General features: G+C 62.6%; 12 protein-coding genes. 10 read left to right on the plus strand and 2 right to left on the minus strand.

From position 1 onward, the window contains the following. Window positions 1-105 precede the first annotated feature (105 nt). From GXP39_09710 to GXP39_09755, 10 genes are all read left to right on the plus strand, one after another. A complete protein-coding gene (locus GXP39_09710) occupies window positions 106-627 on the plus strand; it encodes a hypothetical protein (protein NOZ28311.1) in 522 nt (173 codons plus the stop codon). A 188-nt stretch (window positions 628-815) separates the two neighbouring features. Beyond that, entirely contained in the window at window positions 816-2,204 is a 1,389-nt protein-coding gene (locus GXP39_09715) for a hypothetical protein (protein ID NOZ28312.1), read from the plus strand. Window positions 2,205-2,315: 111 nt separating this feature from the next. Continuing rightward, window positions 2,316-2,687 (plus strand): hypothetical protein, encoded by a 372-nt coding sequence (locus GXP39_09720; protein ID NOZ28313.1) that lies wholly within the window; start codon window positions 2,316-2,318, stop codon window positions 2,685-2,687. 792 nt (window positions 2,688-3,479) lie between these two features. Then, window positions 3,480-7,283, plus strand: a complete 3,804-nt coding sequence (locus GXP39_09725) for an AAA family ATPase (protein NOZ28314.1) — start codon at window positions 3,480-3,482, stop codon at window positions 7,281-7,283. A gap of 597 nt (window positions 7,284-7,880) precedes the next feature. Continuing rightward, window positions 7,881-8,102 (plus strand): hypothetical protein, encoded by a 222-nt coding sequence (locus tag GXP39_09730; GenBank protein NOZ28315.1) that lies wholly within the window; start codon window positions 7,881-7,883, stop codon window positions 8,100-8,102. A gap of 256 nt (window positions 8,103-8,358) precedes the next feature. Continuing rightward, complete coding sequence (locus GXP39_09735) at window positions 8,359-11,397, plus strand: hypothetical protein (protein NOZ28316.1); 3,039 nt, start codon at window positions 8,359-8,361, stop codon at window positions 11,395-11,397. 1 nt (window position 11,398) lies between these two features. Then, the gene (locus tag GXP39_09740) at window positions 11,399-12,643 is read left to right on the plus strand and encodes a hypothetical protein (GenBank protein NOZ28317.1); all 1,245 of its coding nucleotides are present in this window, start codon (window positions 11,399-11,401) and stop codon (window positions 12,641-12,643) included. Then, window positions 12,643-12,924, plus strand: a complete 282-nt coding sequence (locus tag GXP39_09745) for a hypothetical protein (protein ID NOZ28318.1) — start codon at window positions 12,643-12,645, stop codon at window positions 12,922-12,924. Before GXP39_09740 ends, GXP39_09745 begins: the two co-directional genes overlap by 1 nt. A 436-nt stretch (window positions 12,925-13,360) precedes the next feature. Next, window positions 13,361-14,701, plus strand: coding sequence for a peptidase U34 (locus GXP39_09750; GenBank protein NOZ28319.1), 1,341 nt, complete (start codon window positions 13,361-13,363; stop codon window positions 14,699-14,701). A 35-nt stretch (window positions 14,702-14,736) separates the two neighbouring features. After that, window positions 14,737-16,059: an amidase gene (locus GXP39_09755; GenBank protein NOZ28320.1), complete on the plus strand. Its 1,323-nt coding sequence runs from the start codon at window positions 14,737-14,739 to the stop codon at window positions 16,057-16,059. 11 nt (window positions 16,060-16,070) lie between these two features. Here GXP39_09755 and GXP39_09760 read toward each other — a convergent pair whose 3' ends face one another. Both GXP39_09760 and GXP39_09765 read right to left on the minus strand, forming a co-directional pair. Then, complete coding sequence (locus GXP39_09760; protein ID NOZ28321.1) at window positions 16,071-16,499, minus strand: type II toxin-antitoxin system VapC family toxin; 429 nt, start codon at window positions 16,497-16,499, stop codon at window positions 16,071-16,073. Beyond that, window positions 16,492-16,746 carry an AbrB/MazE/SpoVT family DNA-binding domain-containing protein gene (locus tag GXP39_09765; GenBank protein NOZ28322.1) on the minus strand — a complete coding sequence of 85 codons (255 nt, stop codon included), beginning with the start codon at window positions 16,744-16,746 and terminating at the stop codon, window positions 16,492-16,494. Before GXP39_09765 ends, GXP39_09760 begins: the two co-directional genes overlap by 8 nt. Between the last annotated feature and the right edge of the window lie 408 nt (window positions 16,747-17,154).

Below are 17,154 nucleotides of genomic sequence, written 5' to 3' on the forward strand. Positions count from 1 at the left end.
TCTCTGAAGACCAGGGTTCCTATGTTGCTTTATTTGAGCGAAGATCAATAAGGCGAGCCTTTCTATGAGGTCCAAGGATATCCTGAATCTTGGTGGTATTGATAGGTGATGAGGAAATTCTCTCCATGGATAGGGCGCCTCTTGTTCGCAATGCCCTTTGCTGGCTTTGGCGTCTTTGTTCTCCTCACCCTTTTAGGGGCACGGCCCAAGATATTTCTGGGGGGACAATGGACGGTTCCAGCAAAATGGTCCGTGGATTGGTGGCTATTTTGGGGCGTGGGATGGGCATTCTTGGGTGCTGCGGCCTTCATCCTATTGAGTGGTGATGACTGGTTGCGTGATCAGGTTGTCCTGCGAACATGGATTCAGGATCTGGCCTTTGTAGTGCTTTTCGTGCTGTTCCTGATATCCCTAAATCTGTTGCTGGTTTCTCCATTGGCGAAGGGTGAGGCTACTTTCCAAGTGCTCTTCCTGACATACTCTGGGCCGGGGGCGGGACTGCTCAACCGCTTGGCGATCGGGTTGGTCGTCCTCGTTTTTGACTTGTTTGGCATTGCATTGATCCGTCGCCTTGTTCGGCGGACGAGACGCCTGCTGCAGGCTCCCAACGGGAAGCCTGATGGTTGACAATCGTTTGGAATGACGTTAGTGTCGGTTTGGGGAATCTGTTGTGTGGCTGAAGGGAGCGGCCCAATAGCTACCAGTTCCACAGGGGGAGGTGTGGAAGGGAGATCCCCCCACGGAAATCCCACCTTTGTCGCTCCGATGGCGGTTTGCTGGAATCGGCGTGTTCCGTATTATCGGGAGTCATCCTAATGAAGAAACCCATTCCCTTTTTCAAAATGGCAAGTTGGATTGTGGTGCTGGGCCTTCCCGTTGCCCTGATCATCCTGATGCTGCGCCTGGCGAGCGCGGCGACAGCCCCGGCCGCCCCGGCCGCGGCGGGCTTTCTGGACCCTGACTTTGGCAATGGCGGCCGTGTCATTATCCCCATCGCCGGTACGAACCAGATCGCCAGGGACGTCGCCATCCAGCCGGATGGCAAGCTGATCATTGCGGGCTATGACAAATGGGGGACGAGCGACCACGACGCCATCCTGGCGCGTGTCAACCCGGATGGTAGCCTGGACGGGACCTTTGGCACTGGCGGCATCGTCACCACAGCTCTCTCCGCTGGTGATGATGCCATTTACGCCATCGCCTTGCAGCCGGACGGTAAAATCGTGGCCGCTGGGCTGACGAAGGAAGGCGGTCGCAGTGTGGCGGCCCTCATGCGTTACCGTTCGAACGGTACTCTGGATGCCGATTTCGGCAATAACGGTGTCGTCACGGCCAGTTTGCAGCCAGCCGAGTCGTTTTTCCTGAGTGTGGCGGTGTTGGATGATGGCCGCATTGTAGCGGGTGGTACCGTGGTCCCGCCCGCAGCATCATCTTCGCCTCGGGCATTCCTTCTCGCCCAGTACCGGCCCAACGGCGCGCCAGATCCCTCGCTGGGCGGCGGGGGCGTCGTGACCACCACTATCCCTGGCGGAGATGCCAATAGTTGGGATATGGCTGTGCAATCGGATGGCAAAATCATCCTGGCCGGTTACGTTAGGGCGCCCGGAGGCGGAACGGATTGGGCTCTGGTCCGCTACAACGCGGACGGCGGCTTGGATACCGGCTTTGGTGCGAACGGCGTTGTCACTCAGAACGTGGGGTTTCGTGACTATAGCTATGGTGTGAGTATCCAATCCGATGGCAAAATTGTGCTGGGCGGCCTGACAGGAAGGGCGGGAGGCCTGGCGCGATACCATGCCGATGGCAGTTACGACAACAGTTTCGGCTCCATCACCGGCGCCAATTTTGTGACCATGGTCGTTCCCGGGTATAACACATCCGTTTTCATCGAGACGGCCTTGCGGGCTGACGATGGAATCGTGGCTGCCACTCGAATGAGCGGGGGCGATGGGCCGTCGGCCGTGGGCATAACCGGCTTTGACCGGAACGGCCATCCCGACTCGCGCTTTGGCCCATACGGTGTGATCACCACGACCGAGGGCACGCATACGGTGTCCTGTTACGCCCTTCTGACGCAACCTGACCGGAAAATCGTCCTGGCCGGGCACGTGGATATGGACGATACCGACAGCTACGAGATGGATCTGGCGCTATGGCGGTTCGTGCCGCGGGGCAAAGTTTACCTGCCGATCGTCGCCAGGTAGCGTCGCTGGCGATGACTGGCCACGTGTGCAGCGGGCTGACTCCCCGCGCCTTGCCCGGCTCGCCGGCCGCTGCTCCGATCGATAGCCGCTATGGTTCATGGAGGAGACGCTGTGCTCGTTCTCTATCTGCTTCCTGTGGTTTTGAGCGCTTTGCTGCTGGGGGCGCATTTCCTTCGGATGGGGATGTTGCCGCTGGTGGCTCTTTCCGTGGCGCTTCCTTTCGTCCTGTTGCTCAAGCGGGCGTGGGCAGCGCGACTGGTGCAAATCCTTCTCGTGTTAGGAGCGCTTGAGTGGATCAGGACCTTGACGGTCCTCGCCGCTGCGCGGTGGGCGAGTGGACAACCCTGGATCCGGCTTGTGGTGATCCTGGGGGTGGTTGCTGCATTCACCGGCGGCTCGGCGTTGCTCTTCTCCTGGAACCACACGATCAGGAAGTGGTATGGATTGGAGGAGACACTGGCCGAAGAAAGAGCGCAGGGGTAGCTGGCATGGGGTTGTACCGGATGGGGGTTGGATAGCTGCTGAGAGCGTGTCTGAAAATTTACCGGCAAGATGTTCTGCGGGTCTCCCTCAACGACCAGCTACAGGGGGAGGTGTGGAGGGGGCCTCCCCTCCACGGAAATCCCACTTTTCCGGCCTGTACCTGCCTCTCTCGATCCTTTCCGCAGGACCCAGGCCGAGGCCAGGCAAGTGGAGGGCAAAAGAAGGGCTTTTCCCGGAGGGGGGGGGCCTCCGGGCCTCCCCCCAACAGAAGCAATGGCATTTTTCAGACACACTCTGAGTAAGGGAGCTTGACCAGGTGAAGGGGGAAAATCCGCCTGGCGTGTAGAGGCGGGGAGTCTGAAGATTCGTATCGCATTGGGCGAGGCCGTCGCAGCAGGAAACGGTGGCCTTGCCCTCTTTTTGTGGGCGACTCCGCTCGCCGCAAGGAGCGCAAAGGAGGCCGGGGTAGACCATATGGATGTGTCCCGGATGGCTTGTCCGCCTTTGAGCAGCGCTACCCACGATGGGCAGGCGTCCGTTGACGCCTGGGATGTTTTCTGCTGTAGGTGACATACTGAATTAGGGAGAGCAGTTTAGGGTGATAGAACCGGGGTGGGCGTATAAGGGTTGACAGGCCCGGAGAGGGGCGATTATACTGTTGGCGAACAGCGTCGTTCCCCTGTCCCTGTTCTCCTCCATAACATGCTGCCGGTTGGTGACCTGGTTCGTGTCCTCGTGAGCCGGCGGCCGTTCGTAAGAAATCATCCGCGTGCGCTTGAAGGAGATTCTGCCGTGCCCGCCCTGCGCTTGTATCTGCTGGGCACTCTGAGGATCCAATATGATGATCGGCCGCTGCCCCAGCCCCCTACACTGAAATCCCAGTCCCTACTGGCCTATCTGGTCTGCCATCGCGATCGGCCACAGCCACGTGACAGGCTGGTTCACCTGTTCTGGGGCGATCGGCCGGAGCGCAACGCGCGCCGCTCCCTCAACACCGCCCTGTGGCACATCCGCCATCGTTGCCTCCCCCATGCCGACCTCATCCTGAGCGATGCCCGCATGGTGCAGTTCGATCCCGAAGCGGACCTCTGGCTCGATGTGGAAGCCTTCGAGGCCCTGGCATCCCGCGATGATCTGGAGAGCTTGCAGGCCGCCGTGGCGCTCTATCGAGGGGATTTCCTCGAGGGTTTCTACGATGATTGGGTGATCAACGAGCGCTATCGGCTGGAGGCGCTGCTCTTCGAAGTGTTGGAGCGGCTGATGGTCGGCTATGAAGCGCGAGAGGAACATGAGGCCGCGCTGGCCACGGCCCTCCACCTCCTGAATCGCGATCCGCTGCGGGAGGAAGCCCATCGAGCGGCCATGCGCGCCTACTGCCGGCTGGGGCGGCGCAATGCCGCCCTGGAACAGTACCGCCGCTGCCAGAGGATCGTGCAGGCGGAACTGGGCACGGAGCCGATGGTCGAGACCACCGAGCTTTACCGGGCTATCCTGGAGGGGCGCATCGAGATCGGGCGCGTGTCCGGGGTTCGAGCGTCCCTTGTGGAAATGCTTCCTGAGACGCCCCCGCCGTCAGGGCGCACGCCGTTGGACGTGACCGCAGCCAGCCCGTTGGTGGGGCGGGAAGAGGAGCTGGCGTGTCTGCACCGCTGCTGGCGGGAAGCACAGGCCGGTCGCGGTCGCCTGATCCTCATCGGCGGCGAGGCGGGCATCGGCAAGAGCCGCCTGATCCAGGCCTTCGCCGATCACCTGCGCTGGCAGGGAACACGAGTCCTGCAGGGCCGCTGTTATGAATTCGAGCGCCTTCTGCCTTACCAGCCCTTTGTCGAAGTGCTGCGGACGGCGCTGCCCACCCTGACATCCATTGCTATGTCCAACCTGCCCGCCTGGGTTCTGGGGGAGGTGGCCCGCTTGGTGCCGGAGGTGCTGGAGCAGCCTGCTCAGCGCGTTTCCTCCACGATCCGCTCCGACCAGGAACGTGGCCACCTCTTCGACGGTGTGGCTCGCTTCCTGTCCACGCTGGCCACGCACGGCCCGCTCCTTATCGTCCTGGAGGATCTGCACTGGGCCACTGAGACCACATTGCAACTGCTTCACTATCTGGCGCGCCGCCTGGCCGGACATCCGGTGCTCCTGGTGGGCTCCTATCGGATCGGGGAGGTGGAGCCGCAACACCCCTTCCACGGCCTCAGGGAGCAACTGCATCGGCAGGGGCTGGCCGTATCGCTACGCCTGCCGCCGCTGTCGGTGGCGGCCGTGGAGGACATGGTGGCGCGAATGTCCGGGGCGGGCGCGGCGGCGGTCCCCCTGGCCCGGCGGCTGCACCACAAGACGGAAGGCAATCCCCTCTTCATCATCGAGATCGTCAAAGAGCTCTTTGAGGTGGGCACATTGCGCCTGGTGCAGGGGCGCTGGCAGGGCGATTTCGACCGCCTTAGCGAGGCGGATCTCCCCTTGCCGGCGGGCGTGCGCCAGGTTATCCAGGGCCGAGTGCGTCGGCTGGATGAAGACAGCCGGATGGCGCTGCAACAGGCGGCCGTCATCGGTCAGGAGTTTGACTTGGAGTTGCTGAATGCCCTGCGGGACGAGGATGAAGGGGCGACCCTGGAGGCTATCGATGCACTGCTGCGCCACAGGTTGATCGTGGAGGGGGCGGGGGCGATGGGCCGGGATTACGCCTTCTCTCATCACCTCATTCAGGAGGCGGTCTACGCCGGGATTCCGCAGCGCCGCCGGCAGTACGTGCACGCGCGGGTGGGGATGGCGATGGAGCGTCTGTACGGCCCGCAGATAGAGGAATTGGCCGGCGAGCTGGCGTTTCACTTCCAGCAAGGTCGGCTGTTGGACGAGTCTCTGACGGAGAAGGCGATCGCCTACCTGCTGCAGGCGGGGGATCGGGCGCGCGGGCTGTACGCCCACCGTGAGGCGATTCACTTTTACCAGCAGGCGCTGGCGCTCCTGAACGAGCAAGGTGAATATGAACGGGCAGCGCGGACGTTGATGAAGCTGGGGCTTACCTATCACAACGCCTTTGACTTTAAGCGAGCGCGCCAGGCTTATGATGAAGGTTTCGCCCTGTGGCAGCGGGCGGGAGCGGTTCGGCCGGCGGCCCCCCACGCTCTGAGGGTGCTTTGGAGTGATCCTCTGACCCTGGACCCGACCATGGCCGACGACGTCGTTTCGGTGAGTGTGATCGACCAACTCTTCAGCGGGCTTGTGGAGCTGAGTCCGGAGACGGACGTGATACCCGATGTGGCCCGAACCTGGGAGGTTTTGGAAGACGGCCAAAAATATGTCTTTCACCTGCGGGACGACGTGCGGTGGAGTGACGGAAGCCCGGTAACGGCGGCGGACTTCGAGTACGCCTGGAAGCGGTTGCTCGATCCGGCGATCCGTTCGCCCATTGCCCGCTGGCTCTTCGGCATCAAAGGTGCCAGCGCCTTCCATCGGGGTGAGGCTGGCAGGGAAGACGTAGGGGTACGGGCCATAGATGAGGTCACCCTGGTGGTGGAGCTGGAGGGGCCGACCAGCTACTTCCCCCATCTGCTGGCGAGCAGCGCCGCTTATCCCGTGCCCCGGCATGTGGTGGAAACGCACGGGGCGTCCTGGACGAAGGTGGAGAACATCGTCACCAACGGTCCTTTCCGGCTGGAGGCCTGGAACCGGGATGAGTACATTTTCCTGTCTCGTAACCCCGGGTATCATGGCCGGTTCGAGGGGAACGCTCAGCAGGTGGAGCTGTTCCTGATCCAGGATCCGTATGCCCAATTGGAGATCTACCAGGCCGATGGTCTGGACGTCGTGGATCTTTGGGCCCTGCCGGCATCCGAGATGGACCGCGCAAGGCAGCGGCACGCCACGGAGTATATCTCGGTCCCCGTGCCGCGCACCCACTATGTGGGATTCAACGTCAGCCGGCCTCCCTTCGACGACCTCCGGGTCCGTCGGGCTTTTGTTCTGGCCACGGACCGGGAGAGTCTGGCGGGGATGGCCATGAGAGGCCGTCGTTTCCCGGCTACGGGAGGGTTCGTGCCGCCGGGGGTGCCAGGGCACTCATCGGGGATTGGCTTGCCGTATGACCCTGGCTTGGCGCGCCAACTGCTGGCTGAGGCCGGCTACCCGGGTGGCCGTGGCCTTCCCGCTGTCGAGTCCCTGACGGGGGACGACGATGCCGTGAGGGAGTACCTGGGGGCTCAATGGCGAGAAAACCTGGGGGCAGAGATCAAGTGGGAGACGGCGGAGTATGGGGTACTTCGCGATAGGGTAGATCGGGAGCCACCACACATGTTCATCTTAAGCTGGGGGGCCGCCTATCCCGACCCCGACTTCTTCCTGCGGGTGAGTCCCGCCCGGCGTGACAGCCGGTGGAGGAGCGAAACCTACGATGGACTGGTAGAACAGGCCAGGAGGGTGACGGATCAGAAGGAGAGGATGAGGCTGTACAGGCAGGCGGACAGAATTTTGGTCGAAGAGGCAGTGATTATGCCCCTCACATATGGGCGGATGCACCTGTTGGTGAAGCCATGGGTGAGGAAGTTCCCCACGTCAGCGATCAGGCAGTGGTTCTGGAAGGATGTCATCATCGAGCCGCATTAGCCGCTGGCCTGATGAAGAGAGTTCCCTCCCCGAGCCGGACCGGGATGTGCAGTCCCCTCGCCATCCCTGGAGGCGATTTTTCCCCGTTGATTGATCCTCCTATGGCAGACCGCCACCATGAGGCCAGAGCCGAAGGGGCCAGGCATAGCTTCGTCTTCGCTCCCTTTGGGTAGCGCTGGTTAGCGCTCCACGGCAGTCTCCCTCATGGGTGTTGCCGGGGCAGGGCGATTCATGAATCGCCCCTGCCCACGGGTAGGCGGCAGATCAATCCTCCGTCTGGGGAAAGGCCCAAAGGAGGCGCCATGCATGCAGCGCTGCGCACAAAATGTCTCCTGTGGGCTCACCAACACGGGACAGGGAGACCACCTGCCCACGGTAGCCGGGAAACAATGTCCTCGATTCCAAAATGAGCATTTGATGAAGTCGAGGCTGAGCGGCGATTTGACGGCTGATTTGATGCTCTGTTGATAGCTGTGTCATATGCTGCCATCGTAGGATGGCGGACTTTTGCACGCGGAGTACAGAGGCCGAGGGTCGTGGGGGGCTGGGGAATGTCTCTCCGGCTCCCCCCTGGCTGGAGATCGAGAGGAGCCCTATATGACCGAGGAATCTCTACACCCACCGAACAGCACCTTCGTCGTCCGCTTCTGGCAGGCGTGGTCGGACGCCGGGCCTATCTGGCGAGGCCGCATCGAGCACGTGCAGAGCGGCAAAAGTGCCACGTTCCTTCAGCTTGAAAAGATGGTGGACTTCATGCGAGGTTTCGGCATCATGGCGGTTGAAGGCGGCCCTGCCCAGGGTGAGGAGAGCCGCGAGTAGGGCTCGGTCCTCATTGCGCCGTGGACAGGGTTCCGCATCTGAGAGTGTGTCTGAGAAATGCTGTTGCTTCTGCGAGCCCCTCCGGAAAAAGTCTTTCTTCTGCCTTCAGCTTGCCTGGCTTCGGCCTGGGCCCTTCGGGAAGGGCCGAGAAAGGCAGGTGCGGGTCGGAAAAGCGAGATTTCCGTGGAAGGGAGATCCCCTCCACACCTCCCTCTGTGGGGTTGGTGGTTAGTGCCACCCGTGAGGCGTTTGCGCTATGAGCGCACGATCTCTTCTGCTCACATTGGCCGTGATGCTGTGGGCGGGGATGTGCACCCCCGCGCCCCAAGGTGCTACGTTGATCGCGGGCGACGGTGCCGGAGCTGCTCCGGTCGCTTCTCCCGCCGTCCCCCCATCCGATGCCGCCCCTGTCGGCCGCCATCTCCGCCTGTGGGCGCGCTCGGGCGATCTGCCCCGCATCTTCCTGCCAGTCGTCATGACCGGGATTCCAGCCCGCGCTGACGGCGCTCAGCCTCTCATCAGACCGCCGTCGGGAGCCAGCGACCAAAACCCCGCCTTCTCGCCGGATGGCCGCTTCCTCGTCTTCACCCGCTTTGAGAACGGCTACAACAGCGGCCCGGCGGGCATCTTCCGGCTGGATCTGTCGAGCGGGAAGATCATCCGCCTGACGCCAGAGGAGGACCAGGACCATGTCAACCTGCCCGGCTCGGCCTGGAATCCCGTCAAGGACCGCATCGTGTTCGCCTCCGACCGCGCCGACCGTGATGATTTGTGGCAGATCGCTCCTGATGGCTCGGATCTCACCTCCGTGACGGCTCACGACGGCCCGCCCTGGTACATCGAACCGAGCTGGTCTCCGGACGGGGAGTGGATCGTGTTTGAGGTGAGGGACGGTGTGCCCGATGGCCGGCAACGGGGGAGCATCTGGAAGGTACGGGCGGACGGGACCGGGCTGACCGTCCTCACCGATGGCCCGGCAGAGGGAATGGACAACCGCCAGCCGAACTGGTCGCCCACTGGAGGGCGGATCTTGTTCCAGCGCCGCGATCCCGGCAGCGATGGTTGGGACATCTACACGATGGCCCCGGATGGGACGGATGTCCGCCGGGTTACCGGTCCATCCTCCAGCGATACGGATGCCAGCTGGTCCCCGGACGGTCGGTACATCGTCTACTCCTCCGACTATGGGGGCCTGCCCACGTCCAGCATATTCGTCGTCCCAGCAGAAGGGGGGACGCCTGTCCGCGTCACTTTCAGCGATGTCCACGAAGACAGCGCGCCCTCCTGGTCGCCCGATGGCAGGTGGATCGCGTTCGAATCACGCTTAGGGGAGGGCGAGGACTCGCCGGCCTCGTTGTGGCGCGTGCCCGCGCCCGCTGCGACCACTTTCACCTGGCCTGAGTGGGCGTATGAGGCCCGCCTGGCCGGCGTTTCCTTTGAGCCTGACATGAGCGACGCCGAGATCGAGGCCCGGCTGCAGCGGGCCGTCGAGGATGGTGTCAGCGTATTGGTGGTGGACGCGCCCACCGGCTGGAGTTACATCGCCTGGGTGGACGACGTCGCGTTCAACCGGGTGCTGACCCTGATGCGCGATCGCGTCTTCCCCCGTGCCCACGCGAAAGGGCTCAAGGTGATCTGGTACCTTGCTGGCCTGGAGCTGGTGTGTGAGGGGTGTGTGCAGACCGGTCGGGACCCGGCGACGGAACATCCTCAATGGATGCAGATCGACCGCGGCGGCGATCCCGTCCAGTTCAGCGGCGTGCAGGGAGTCTTCTGGCTGGGGCCGGATGATCTGGACGCCTGGCTTTCGCCCGAGTCGCCTTACCGGGACTTCTACATCGGCCGCATTGAGGAGATCGCGGCCGCGGGCGCGGATGGCCTGTGGATGGATGTCGCCTACCTGCTGAACGGCATCGGCCAGTTCGACGACCTGTGGCCCTCATACGACCCATACAGTCAGGCCGCGTTCCGCGCTGCGTACGGCTATGCGGACATCCCCGCCAAGGATTGGGAGGACCCGGCCTGGCGCCGTTTCGTGCGCTGGCGCCAGATCTCCATCGCCCGTTTCGTGCGGGATGTGGCTGCGGCCGCGCAGCGGCGGACGCCTGGCCTGCTCTTCTTCACCGAAAACTGGGGCGTGGACTCCAATTTCGTCACCCAATACGCGCAAGATCCCCTCGATTTCATCACCACCTCCTTCGTGGCCACGGCCCATGAGCTGGAGCCGGTGGATCAGGACGATACGGGCATGGCCGATGCCACCCTCAAGCAATGGCGCGACTATGTTCTCATGGTGAAATTCGCAGCCGCTGCGAACAAGGGCAAGCCGGCATGGGTGCTAACCTACGCCGGCGGCGTGGATGACAGCCTGCGCGAGGGAGGCGTGCACCTGGCTGAAGGGGCGAATTTCTATGAGGCCAAAGGGCCGGAGATGGTGGATGACTCCACCGGCAGCCGCCCCGTCCTCTTTCCCTGGCTGGCCGCCAACGCGAAGCAGGCTTATCACAGCGACTCCATGGCCGAGGTGGCGGTGTGGTATAGCCCCCGCACGCGCGATTTCATCGACGGCGAGAACGCGGGAGACAGCAAGTTCGACTACGCGGCCACCACCTATCTCAGAGCGTACCGGAATCTCGGCCAGGATCTGCTCGAGGATCAGGTCCCCTTCGATATCGTCACCGGCCAATGGTCGCTGGCCGAGTTGAAGCGCTATGCCTGGCTGGTGCTGCCCAACGCCGTCTGCCTGAGCGCGGGAGAGGCCGCTTTACTGCGGGACTACGTCGCAGCGGGGGGGAAGCTGGTCGTGACCGGGGACACGGGCGAGCGGGACGCATGGTGTCGGCCGCGGTCGGACAACGCCCTGGCCGGGGTTCCCACTTATCCCCTCCGCGCCGTGAGCAGTGACCTGCTGCGCACCGACCTCGCCGATGCGGATAAAGGACGGGTGCTCATCGAGCCCCGCCGGGGGGAGGACGAACAGGGCCCTTTCCTCCTGCTTACCCTGGTGAATTTCGATGCCGGGCGTGATGTCATGGACATCGGCGTCGATCTTCGCCTGCCGGAGGCGTTCCGCCTGGCATCGGTCGTCTGGAGCGCGCCTGACGCCACGGGCGGCAACCTGGATTTCACCCTCGGAGCCGGCCGTGTGCGTTTCACCCTGCCCGTCTTGCACACCGCGGCGGCGATCATTCTCCGCGATGCTGCCCTCCGCCCGACAGGCGGTTTCGGATATCAGTCGGGGATTCCCCCATCCCCTCGCTGCGGTGCCACGCCGCTACATGCACAGGAGGAGTGAGATGTCCGTCAAGAGGATGCTGCTTACCGGGTTGGCCGTTAGCATCGTCATGCTCGTGGCGATCGCCAGCGCTCATTCCGCTGGCGTCGCCTATGCACGACCCTCGGCAGGGACTTCGGATTCCGGGGTGACGATTCCGTACGCGGGGCGCCTGGAGCGCGCCAATGGACAGCCGGTCGCAGATGGTGTCTATGATCTCGCCTTCGCCTTGTATAGCGAGCCATCCGGCGGCGATCCCCTGTGGACGGAGACGCAGAGGGATGTGGCCGTGCAGGGGGGCTCGTTCGCCACGCTGTTGGGTAGGACGAACGCGATCCCGACAGAGGTGCTGGATTCCGGCGCGGGTTGGCTGGAGGTGAGCGTGCGAGGGCCGGGTGAGGATCGCTTTAACGCTTTGAGCCCTCGGCTGCGGCTGTCCAGCGTAGCATCCGCATCTTCCGCCAGCCCATCGGCAGGTTCCGCCTGCCCACATGACCACCTTGGAGAGCTTTGGACCGGGAGTGGGGTTTGGGGGCTGTCCGTGGTCAACAACTATTCTCTCGGTAATGCCATAGGTGTCTCGGGCTTTGCTCCAAAGGGTGTTGGAGTGCTCGGATGGAGCACGAACGGCTACGGCGTGAAGGGCTCCAGCACGAACAGCTTTGGGGGCTGGTTTGAGAGCGATGACGATCATCTTGATCTGGGGTTAGGCGGCCATGTCGGTCGGATCAACACGGACGGTAGCGACCAGGAGAGCATGTTGATCCTCTCCAGCAATGCCGATATCATCGCCAGGCTGGACAACGATGGCGGGGAGGATCATCAGTTCCGCATCCTCAACTCGGGGGGGAGCAACGCCTGCACTGTTGACGAGAGCGGGAACTTGAACTGCGCTGGCAGCAAGTCAGCCGTGGTGCAGACCGCCAACCATGGCCAGCGCCGGCTCTATGCCATGGAGAGCTCCGAGGTCTGGTTCGAGGACTTCGGCAGCGCCTCATTGGTTGAGGGAGAGGCCAAGGTGGGCTTCGATCCCATCTTCGCCGAGACGGTCAATCTGGAGGTGGCCTATCACGTCTTCCTGACCCCGGTGTGCCAGGAGCCGGTGTTGTTATTCGTCACCGACAAGGGCGCCACAGGGTTCTCTGTGCGGGGCGTCACCCTGGACGGCCAGCCTTCCCAGTGCGCCTTCGAGTATCGCATCGTCGCCAAACGGCTGGGGTATGAGAACGTGCGCCTGGAGGCGGTGAATTGGCAGGAGGAGGATTGATGAAGAGGACAACTTGGGTCATCGCCATCGTCGTCCTGGCCTGCCTGTTGCTGGCCGGCGTCGTGCTGGCCCAGCCCAGCCGTCAGTCTGGCTCGCCCACGCTGTACACCATCGGGCCAGGGGTGGCTTCCAGCGATCTCTATCGCTTGATCGGCGTATCCTGGGACGTGGATGGCACGGCCAGCGGCGGGGGCTACCGCCTGTTGGATCCGTCCGGACCTGCGCTGCGGGGCAACGGCTGTTGCTGCACCTATCTGCCCTGCGTGTTCGGCGGCCGTTAGCCTTGAACGTTTCTCCGATTTATTCTGAGTACTGTCCGATTATGAAGCGGAAGGTGCCCGGTATCGCGAATGCCGGGCACCGCTTTTCTCTATCATTTTCGCATCCCAACGGCAAGTTCAAGTTATGGAAAGACCATCTCCCGTTCATCCCTTGTGCGTGATGCAACCTCATGACTCGCTACTTGTTCGCTCGAAGGCGCCCTGGCAGCCCGGGATATGGGCGTGGGGGGCGAGAGGCGCTGCCCTTCGCTACCCAAAGAGCCAAGCGTTATAGGCCACGTTGACCTGGTTTCATAGACGGTGGTAGACTTGGATGAAAAGGGCGAGAGGACGCTTACTCCCATGGCCCCCTGAACAGGTGAAGGAGCCTGATGATGTGGGCTGCAGAATGGCTGCAAGAGCCATTGGGATATGGGAGAGCTTAGGGGGAACGCTCATGTGTGATACATTCGTGGCCCTGCACGACGCCACCGCCGATGGCTCGGTGATCTTCGGCAAGAACAGCGATCGGGATCCCAACGAGGCCCACGAGTTGGTGCTCATCCCTCACAGTCGCCACCCGCCAGGCAGCACGGTCAAGCTGACCTATGTCGAGATCCCGCAGGTGGAGGAGACCTGCGCGGTGCTGCTGGCCAAGCCCTTCTGGATCTGGGGATGCGAGATGGGGGCCAACGAGCACGGCGTGGTCATCGGCAACGAGGCCGTGTTCACCAAGGTGCCCTATGAGAAGGAGCCGGGTCTGATCGGCATGGATTTCATCCGCCTGGCTCTGGAACGGGCTGATACGGCCCGGGCCGCACTGGACGTGATCACCGGGCTGCTGGCTCAGTACGGCCAGGGTGGGAATTGCGGCTTCGCCAGGAAGCTCTACTACCACAACAGCTTCATCATCGCCGATCCGTCGGAGGCCTGGGTGCTGGAGACGGCGGGGCAGGAATGGGCCGCCGTCCGGGTGACCAGCGGCGTGCGCAGCATCTCCAACGCCATCACCATTGGCTCCGAGTGGGATCTGGCTTCCGATGGACTGGTGTCGTATGCTGTTGAGAGAGGCTGGTGCAAAGGCCGGGAGGATTTTCACTTCGCCCGCTGTTACTCCGACTTCCTCTATACCCGCTTCAGCGCCGCTCGTTTCCGCCAGAGCTGCACCACGCGGCGGTTGCGCGAGAAACAGGGCCAGCTCACCGTCGCCGATGCGATGGCGATCCTGCGCGATCACGGGCCGCAGGCCGGGCCGGACTGGACGCCCGCCCGGGGGGTGATCGGGTCGACCGTCTGCATGCACGCCGGCTTCGGTCCGGTGCGGGTCAGCCAGACCACCGGCTCCATGGTCTCGCGCCTGACGCCGGAGAGCCAGACCCATTGGCTGACTGGGACGGCCGCGCCGTGCACGGGCATCTTCAAGCCGGCGTGGATCGACGCCGGCCTGCCGGATCTGGGCCCGGCTCCCACCGGCACGTATGACGAAGCGACTCTCTGGTGGCGGCATGAGGCGTTGCATCGCGCCGTGCTGCGGGACTATGCCGTTCGGCTATCCGCCTATCGGGAGGAGCGGGACGAGCTGGAGGCGGGCTTTATCGCCGCGGCGATGGAGCATCTGGACGCGCCACCGGATCAACGCCTGGCCTTCTCCGCCCAATGCTTCGCCGAGGCTGCTCAAGCCACCGGGCGTTGGACGGAGCGGGTCCGCTCCACGCGCCCCAGGGGGCGGCTACCGTGGTATTATGCGCTCGCCTGGCGACGGTTTAACCGGCAAGCCGGGTTCCCGGAGCCCCAATAATGCACCTAGAGAGCCTGCATCAGGAGCGCGCACGGATGGAAGAGTTGGTATACGCCTCGGCCACCACACTGGCCCGTCGGATTCGTGATCGAGAGATCTCCTCGGAAGAGGTCGTCCAGGCCCACCTCCAACAGATAGAGCGGGTCAATCCCCACCTGAATGCCATCGTCCAGCTGGTAGCTGAAGAGGCCCTTGAACAAGCCCGTGCTGCTGACGCGGCACTCATGCGGGACCAGCGGATCGGCGTGCTCCATGGCGTCCCCTTTACCGTCAAGGACTGGATCGACGTCGCCGGATTACCCTGCACCGGGGGAGACCCTCGCTTCAGAGATCGCCGACCACAGGAAGATGCCACAGTCGTCGCCCGGATGCGCCAGGCGGGAGCTATCCTATTGGGCAAGACCAATGTGATGGTTGAAAACCCGGTCTATGGACGCACTAACAATCCCTACAACCTGGCCTATAGTCCTTGCGGAAGTAGCAGTGGTGAAGCAGCACTGATCGCCGCCGGTGGGTCTCCCCTTGGCTTGGGATCGGACTCTGGCGGCAGTATCCGCCAGCCGGCCCACGCCTGCGGCATCGCCGGGCTCAAACCAACAACGGGCCGGATCCCGCTGACCGGTCACTTCCCCTTCATCAGTGCTATGAACGACCCACGCACCACGATTGGCCCCATGGCCCGCTACGTGGAGGACCTGGCGCTGGCGCTGCCCATCCTCTCCGGGATGGACTGGAAGGATGCGAGTGTAATCCCGATGCCCCTCGCAGACTGGCGAGCTGTCGATGTGCGGTCACTTCGGGTCGCATTCTATACGCATCATGCGGAGGCCGAGCCCACTCCCGAGACGGTTGAAACGTGCCATCGGGCGGCCCAGGTTCTGGCGGAGGTGTGTGCGAGCGTGGAGGAAGCCCTGCCGCCGCGCATCGAGGAGGCCTACTTCATCACGCGCCAGTACTGGCAGCGACCAGAGTCTATGTGCGCGGAGGAGTGGGTGCCGGATGGGGAAGTCAGGCTCAGCAGCGAGGAGGTCGAACAGCACCTGTTTATGTGGGATCGCTTCCGCCGGGCGCTCATTGGTTTTATGGCACACTACGATGTGATCCTGACGCCCGTTGCTGAGCGTCCGGCAGTGCCGCATGGCACGGATAGCGGTCGCATTCCGTACACCTTGCCCTATAGCCTGACCGGCTGGCCGTGCGTGGTCGTGCGCGGTGGGACGTCACCTGAAGGATTGCCCATCGGGGTGCAAGTCGTCGCGCGGCCTTGGCAGGACGATGTAGCACTCGCCGTGGCCCGGGAGCTTGAGCGGGAGCTCGGCGGGTGGCAGCCACCCCCTATCTCCCATACAACCGTGTAGCCCACGAAATATCAGCGGTTGTCCTCGCCAGGCATCCGTACGGTAATCCCTTGCAGGCGGGAAAAATGCTTGCGATCGAAGGTGTAGATTGTGTCGATGCCTTGGGATAGCATCCAGGTGGCGTTGTATGCGTCAATGAAATCTATGTTCTCCTCTACATAATACTCAATGGCTTGTAAGATGAGATGGCCATTCGCAATCTCCAGGCCGGGCGTATTGAGGATGGCCAGTACCATGTCTCTGATGTCTGGGCGAGGCAGTTTATAGAAGGATTCGAGTGTCCAGACGATCTCTGCTATGACAAGGCCATTCGTGACCAGGCGTACCTCGCCTATCGCGGCACGACGTAGGATGCGCTCGACATGATCGGCCTGCGTCGGCACGTCGTTGGTCAGATAGCGCAGAAAGAGGTTTGTATCCATGAAGATGCGTTCACTCATCACTTTGGGCGACCTCGCGGGCGTGGGATTCTATGACCTGGCGGCGAACAGCTGTGAAGTCTTGAGGCTCGGAGACGGGCACGCTACCTCTGAGATCGAGCAGAGTACGTGTGAGAGGCTGGAGGATGACCTCACCCCCTCGACGTATAAACGCTACCCGATCTCCCTCGCGTAGATTGAGCCAATGGCGTACTTCCTTTGGAAGAGTGATCTGTCCACGACGGCCGACTTTGCTAATCGTCATCATCCTCTCTCCTTGTCGTCCATTTTATTCATGGTGTGTCATTTACGATTATGCATGTTAAATAAGGATTTGTCAAGCAAATTGATCTTTGCTGGGTAGAAAGAGGGTTTGATGGCGCACCGGGTGGATTCATGCTATAATCTGAAGGTGTCCGCATTTCAAGACAGAGGGCTCAGCGGGTGGCAGCCGCCAGGCGAGTATGGAAACCTGCTCCCCATCTTCCATACAACCGCGTAGGGCGGTTTCCCATGGCTTCCGCTGTCATGCTCGATGCTCACGGCCTCGGCACCAAGGTAGCTTTCCATTCCAAGCGCTCTGGCTGCAGGCGACCCTCATCCCCCCGACCATCTTCTCCCTGGCCAGGGAGAAGATAGCTTGGTTGGGCTTGTGGTGGCGGCGCAGCGAAGCTGC

It is taken from the genome of Chloroflexota bacterium, from assembly GCA_013152435.1.
Taxonomy (GTDB): Bacteria; Chloroflexota; Anaerolineae; order DUEN01; family DUEN01; genus DUEN01.

Bases quoted from the DNA above. Each gene is read 5' to 3' on its own strand.
- GXP39_09730 (NOZ28315.1), top strand. From the start codon at position 7,881: ATGACCGAGGAATCTCTACACCCACCGAACAGCACCTTCGTCGTCCGC.
- GXP39_09735 (NOZ28316.1), top strand. From the start codon at position 8,359: ATGAGCGCACGATCTCTTCTGCTCACATTGGCCGTGATGCTGTGGGCG.
- GXP39_09760 (NOZ28321.1), bottom strand. From the start codon at position 16,499: ATGAGTGAACGCATCTTCATGGATACAAACCTCTTTCTGCGCTATCTG.
- GXP39_09755 (NOZ28320.1), top strand. From the start codon at position 14,737: ATGGAAGAGTTGGTATACGCCTCGGCCACCACACTGGCCCGTCGGATT.
- GXP39_09745 (NOZ28318.1), top strand. From the start codon at position 12,643: ATGAAGAGGACAACTTGGGTCATCGCCATCGTCGTCCTGGCCTGCCTG.
- GXP39_09715 (NOZ28312.1), top strand. From the start codon at position 816: ATGAAGAAACCCATTCCCTTTTTCAAAATGGCAAGTTGGATTGTGGTG.
- GXP39_09750 (NOZ28319.1), top strand. From the start codon at position 13,361: ATGTGTGATACATTCGTGGCCCTGCACGACGCCACCGCCGATGGCTCG.
- GXP39_09765 (NOZ28322.1), bottom strand. From the start codon at position 16,746: ATGATGACGATTAGCAAAGTCGGCCGTCGTGGACAGATCACTCTTCCA.
- GXP39_09740 (NOZ28317.1), top strand. From the start codon at position 11,399: ATGTCCGTCAAGAGGATGCTGCTTACCGGGTTGGCCGTTAGCATCGTC.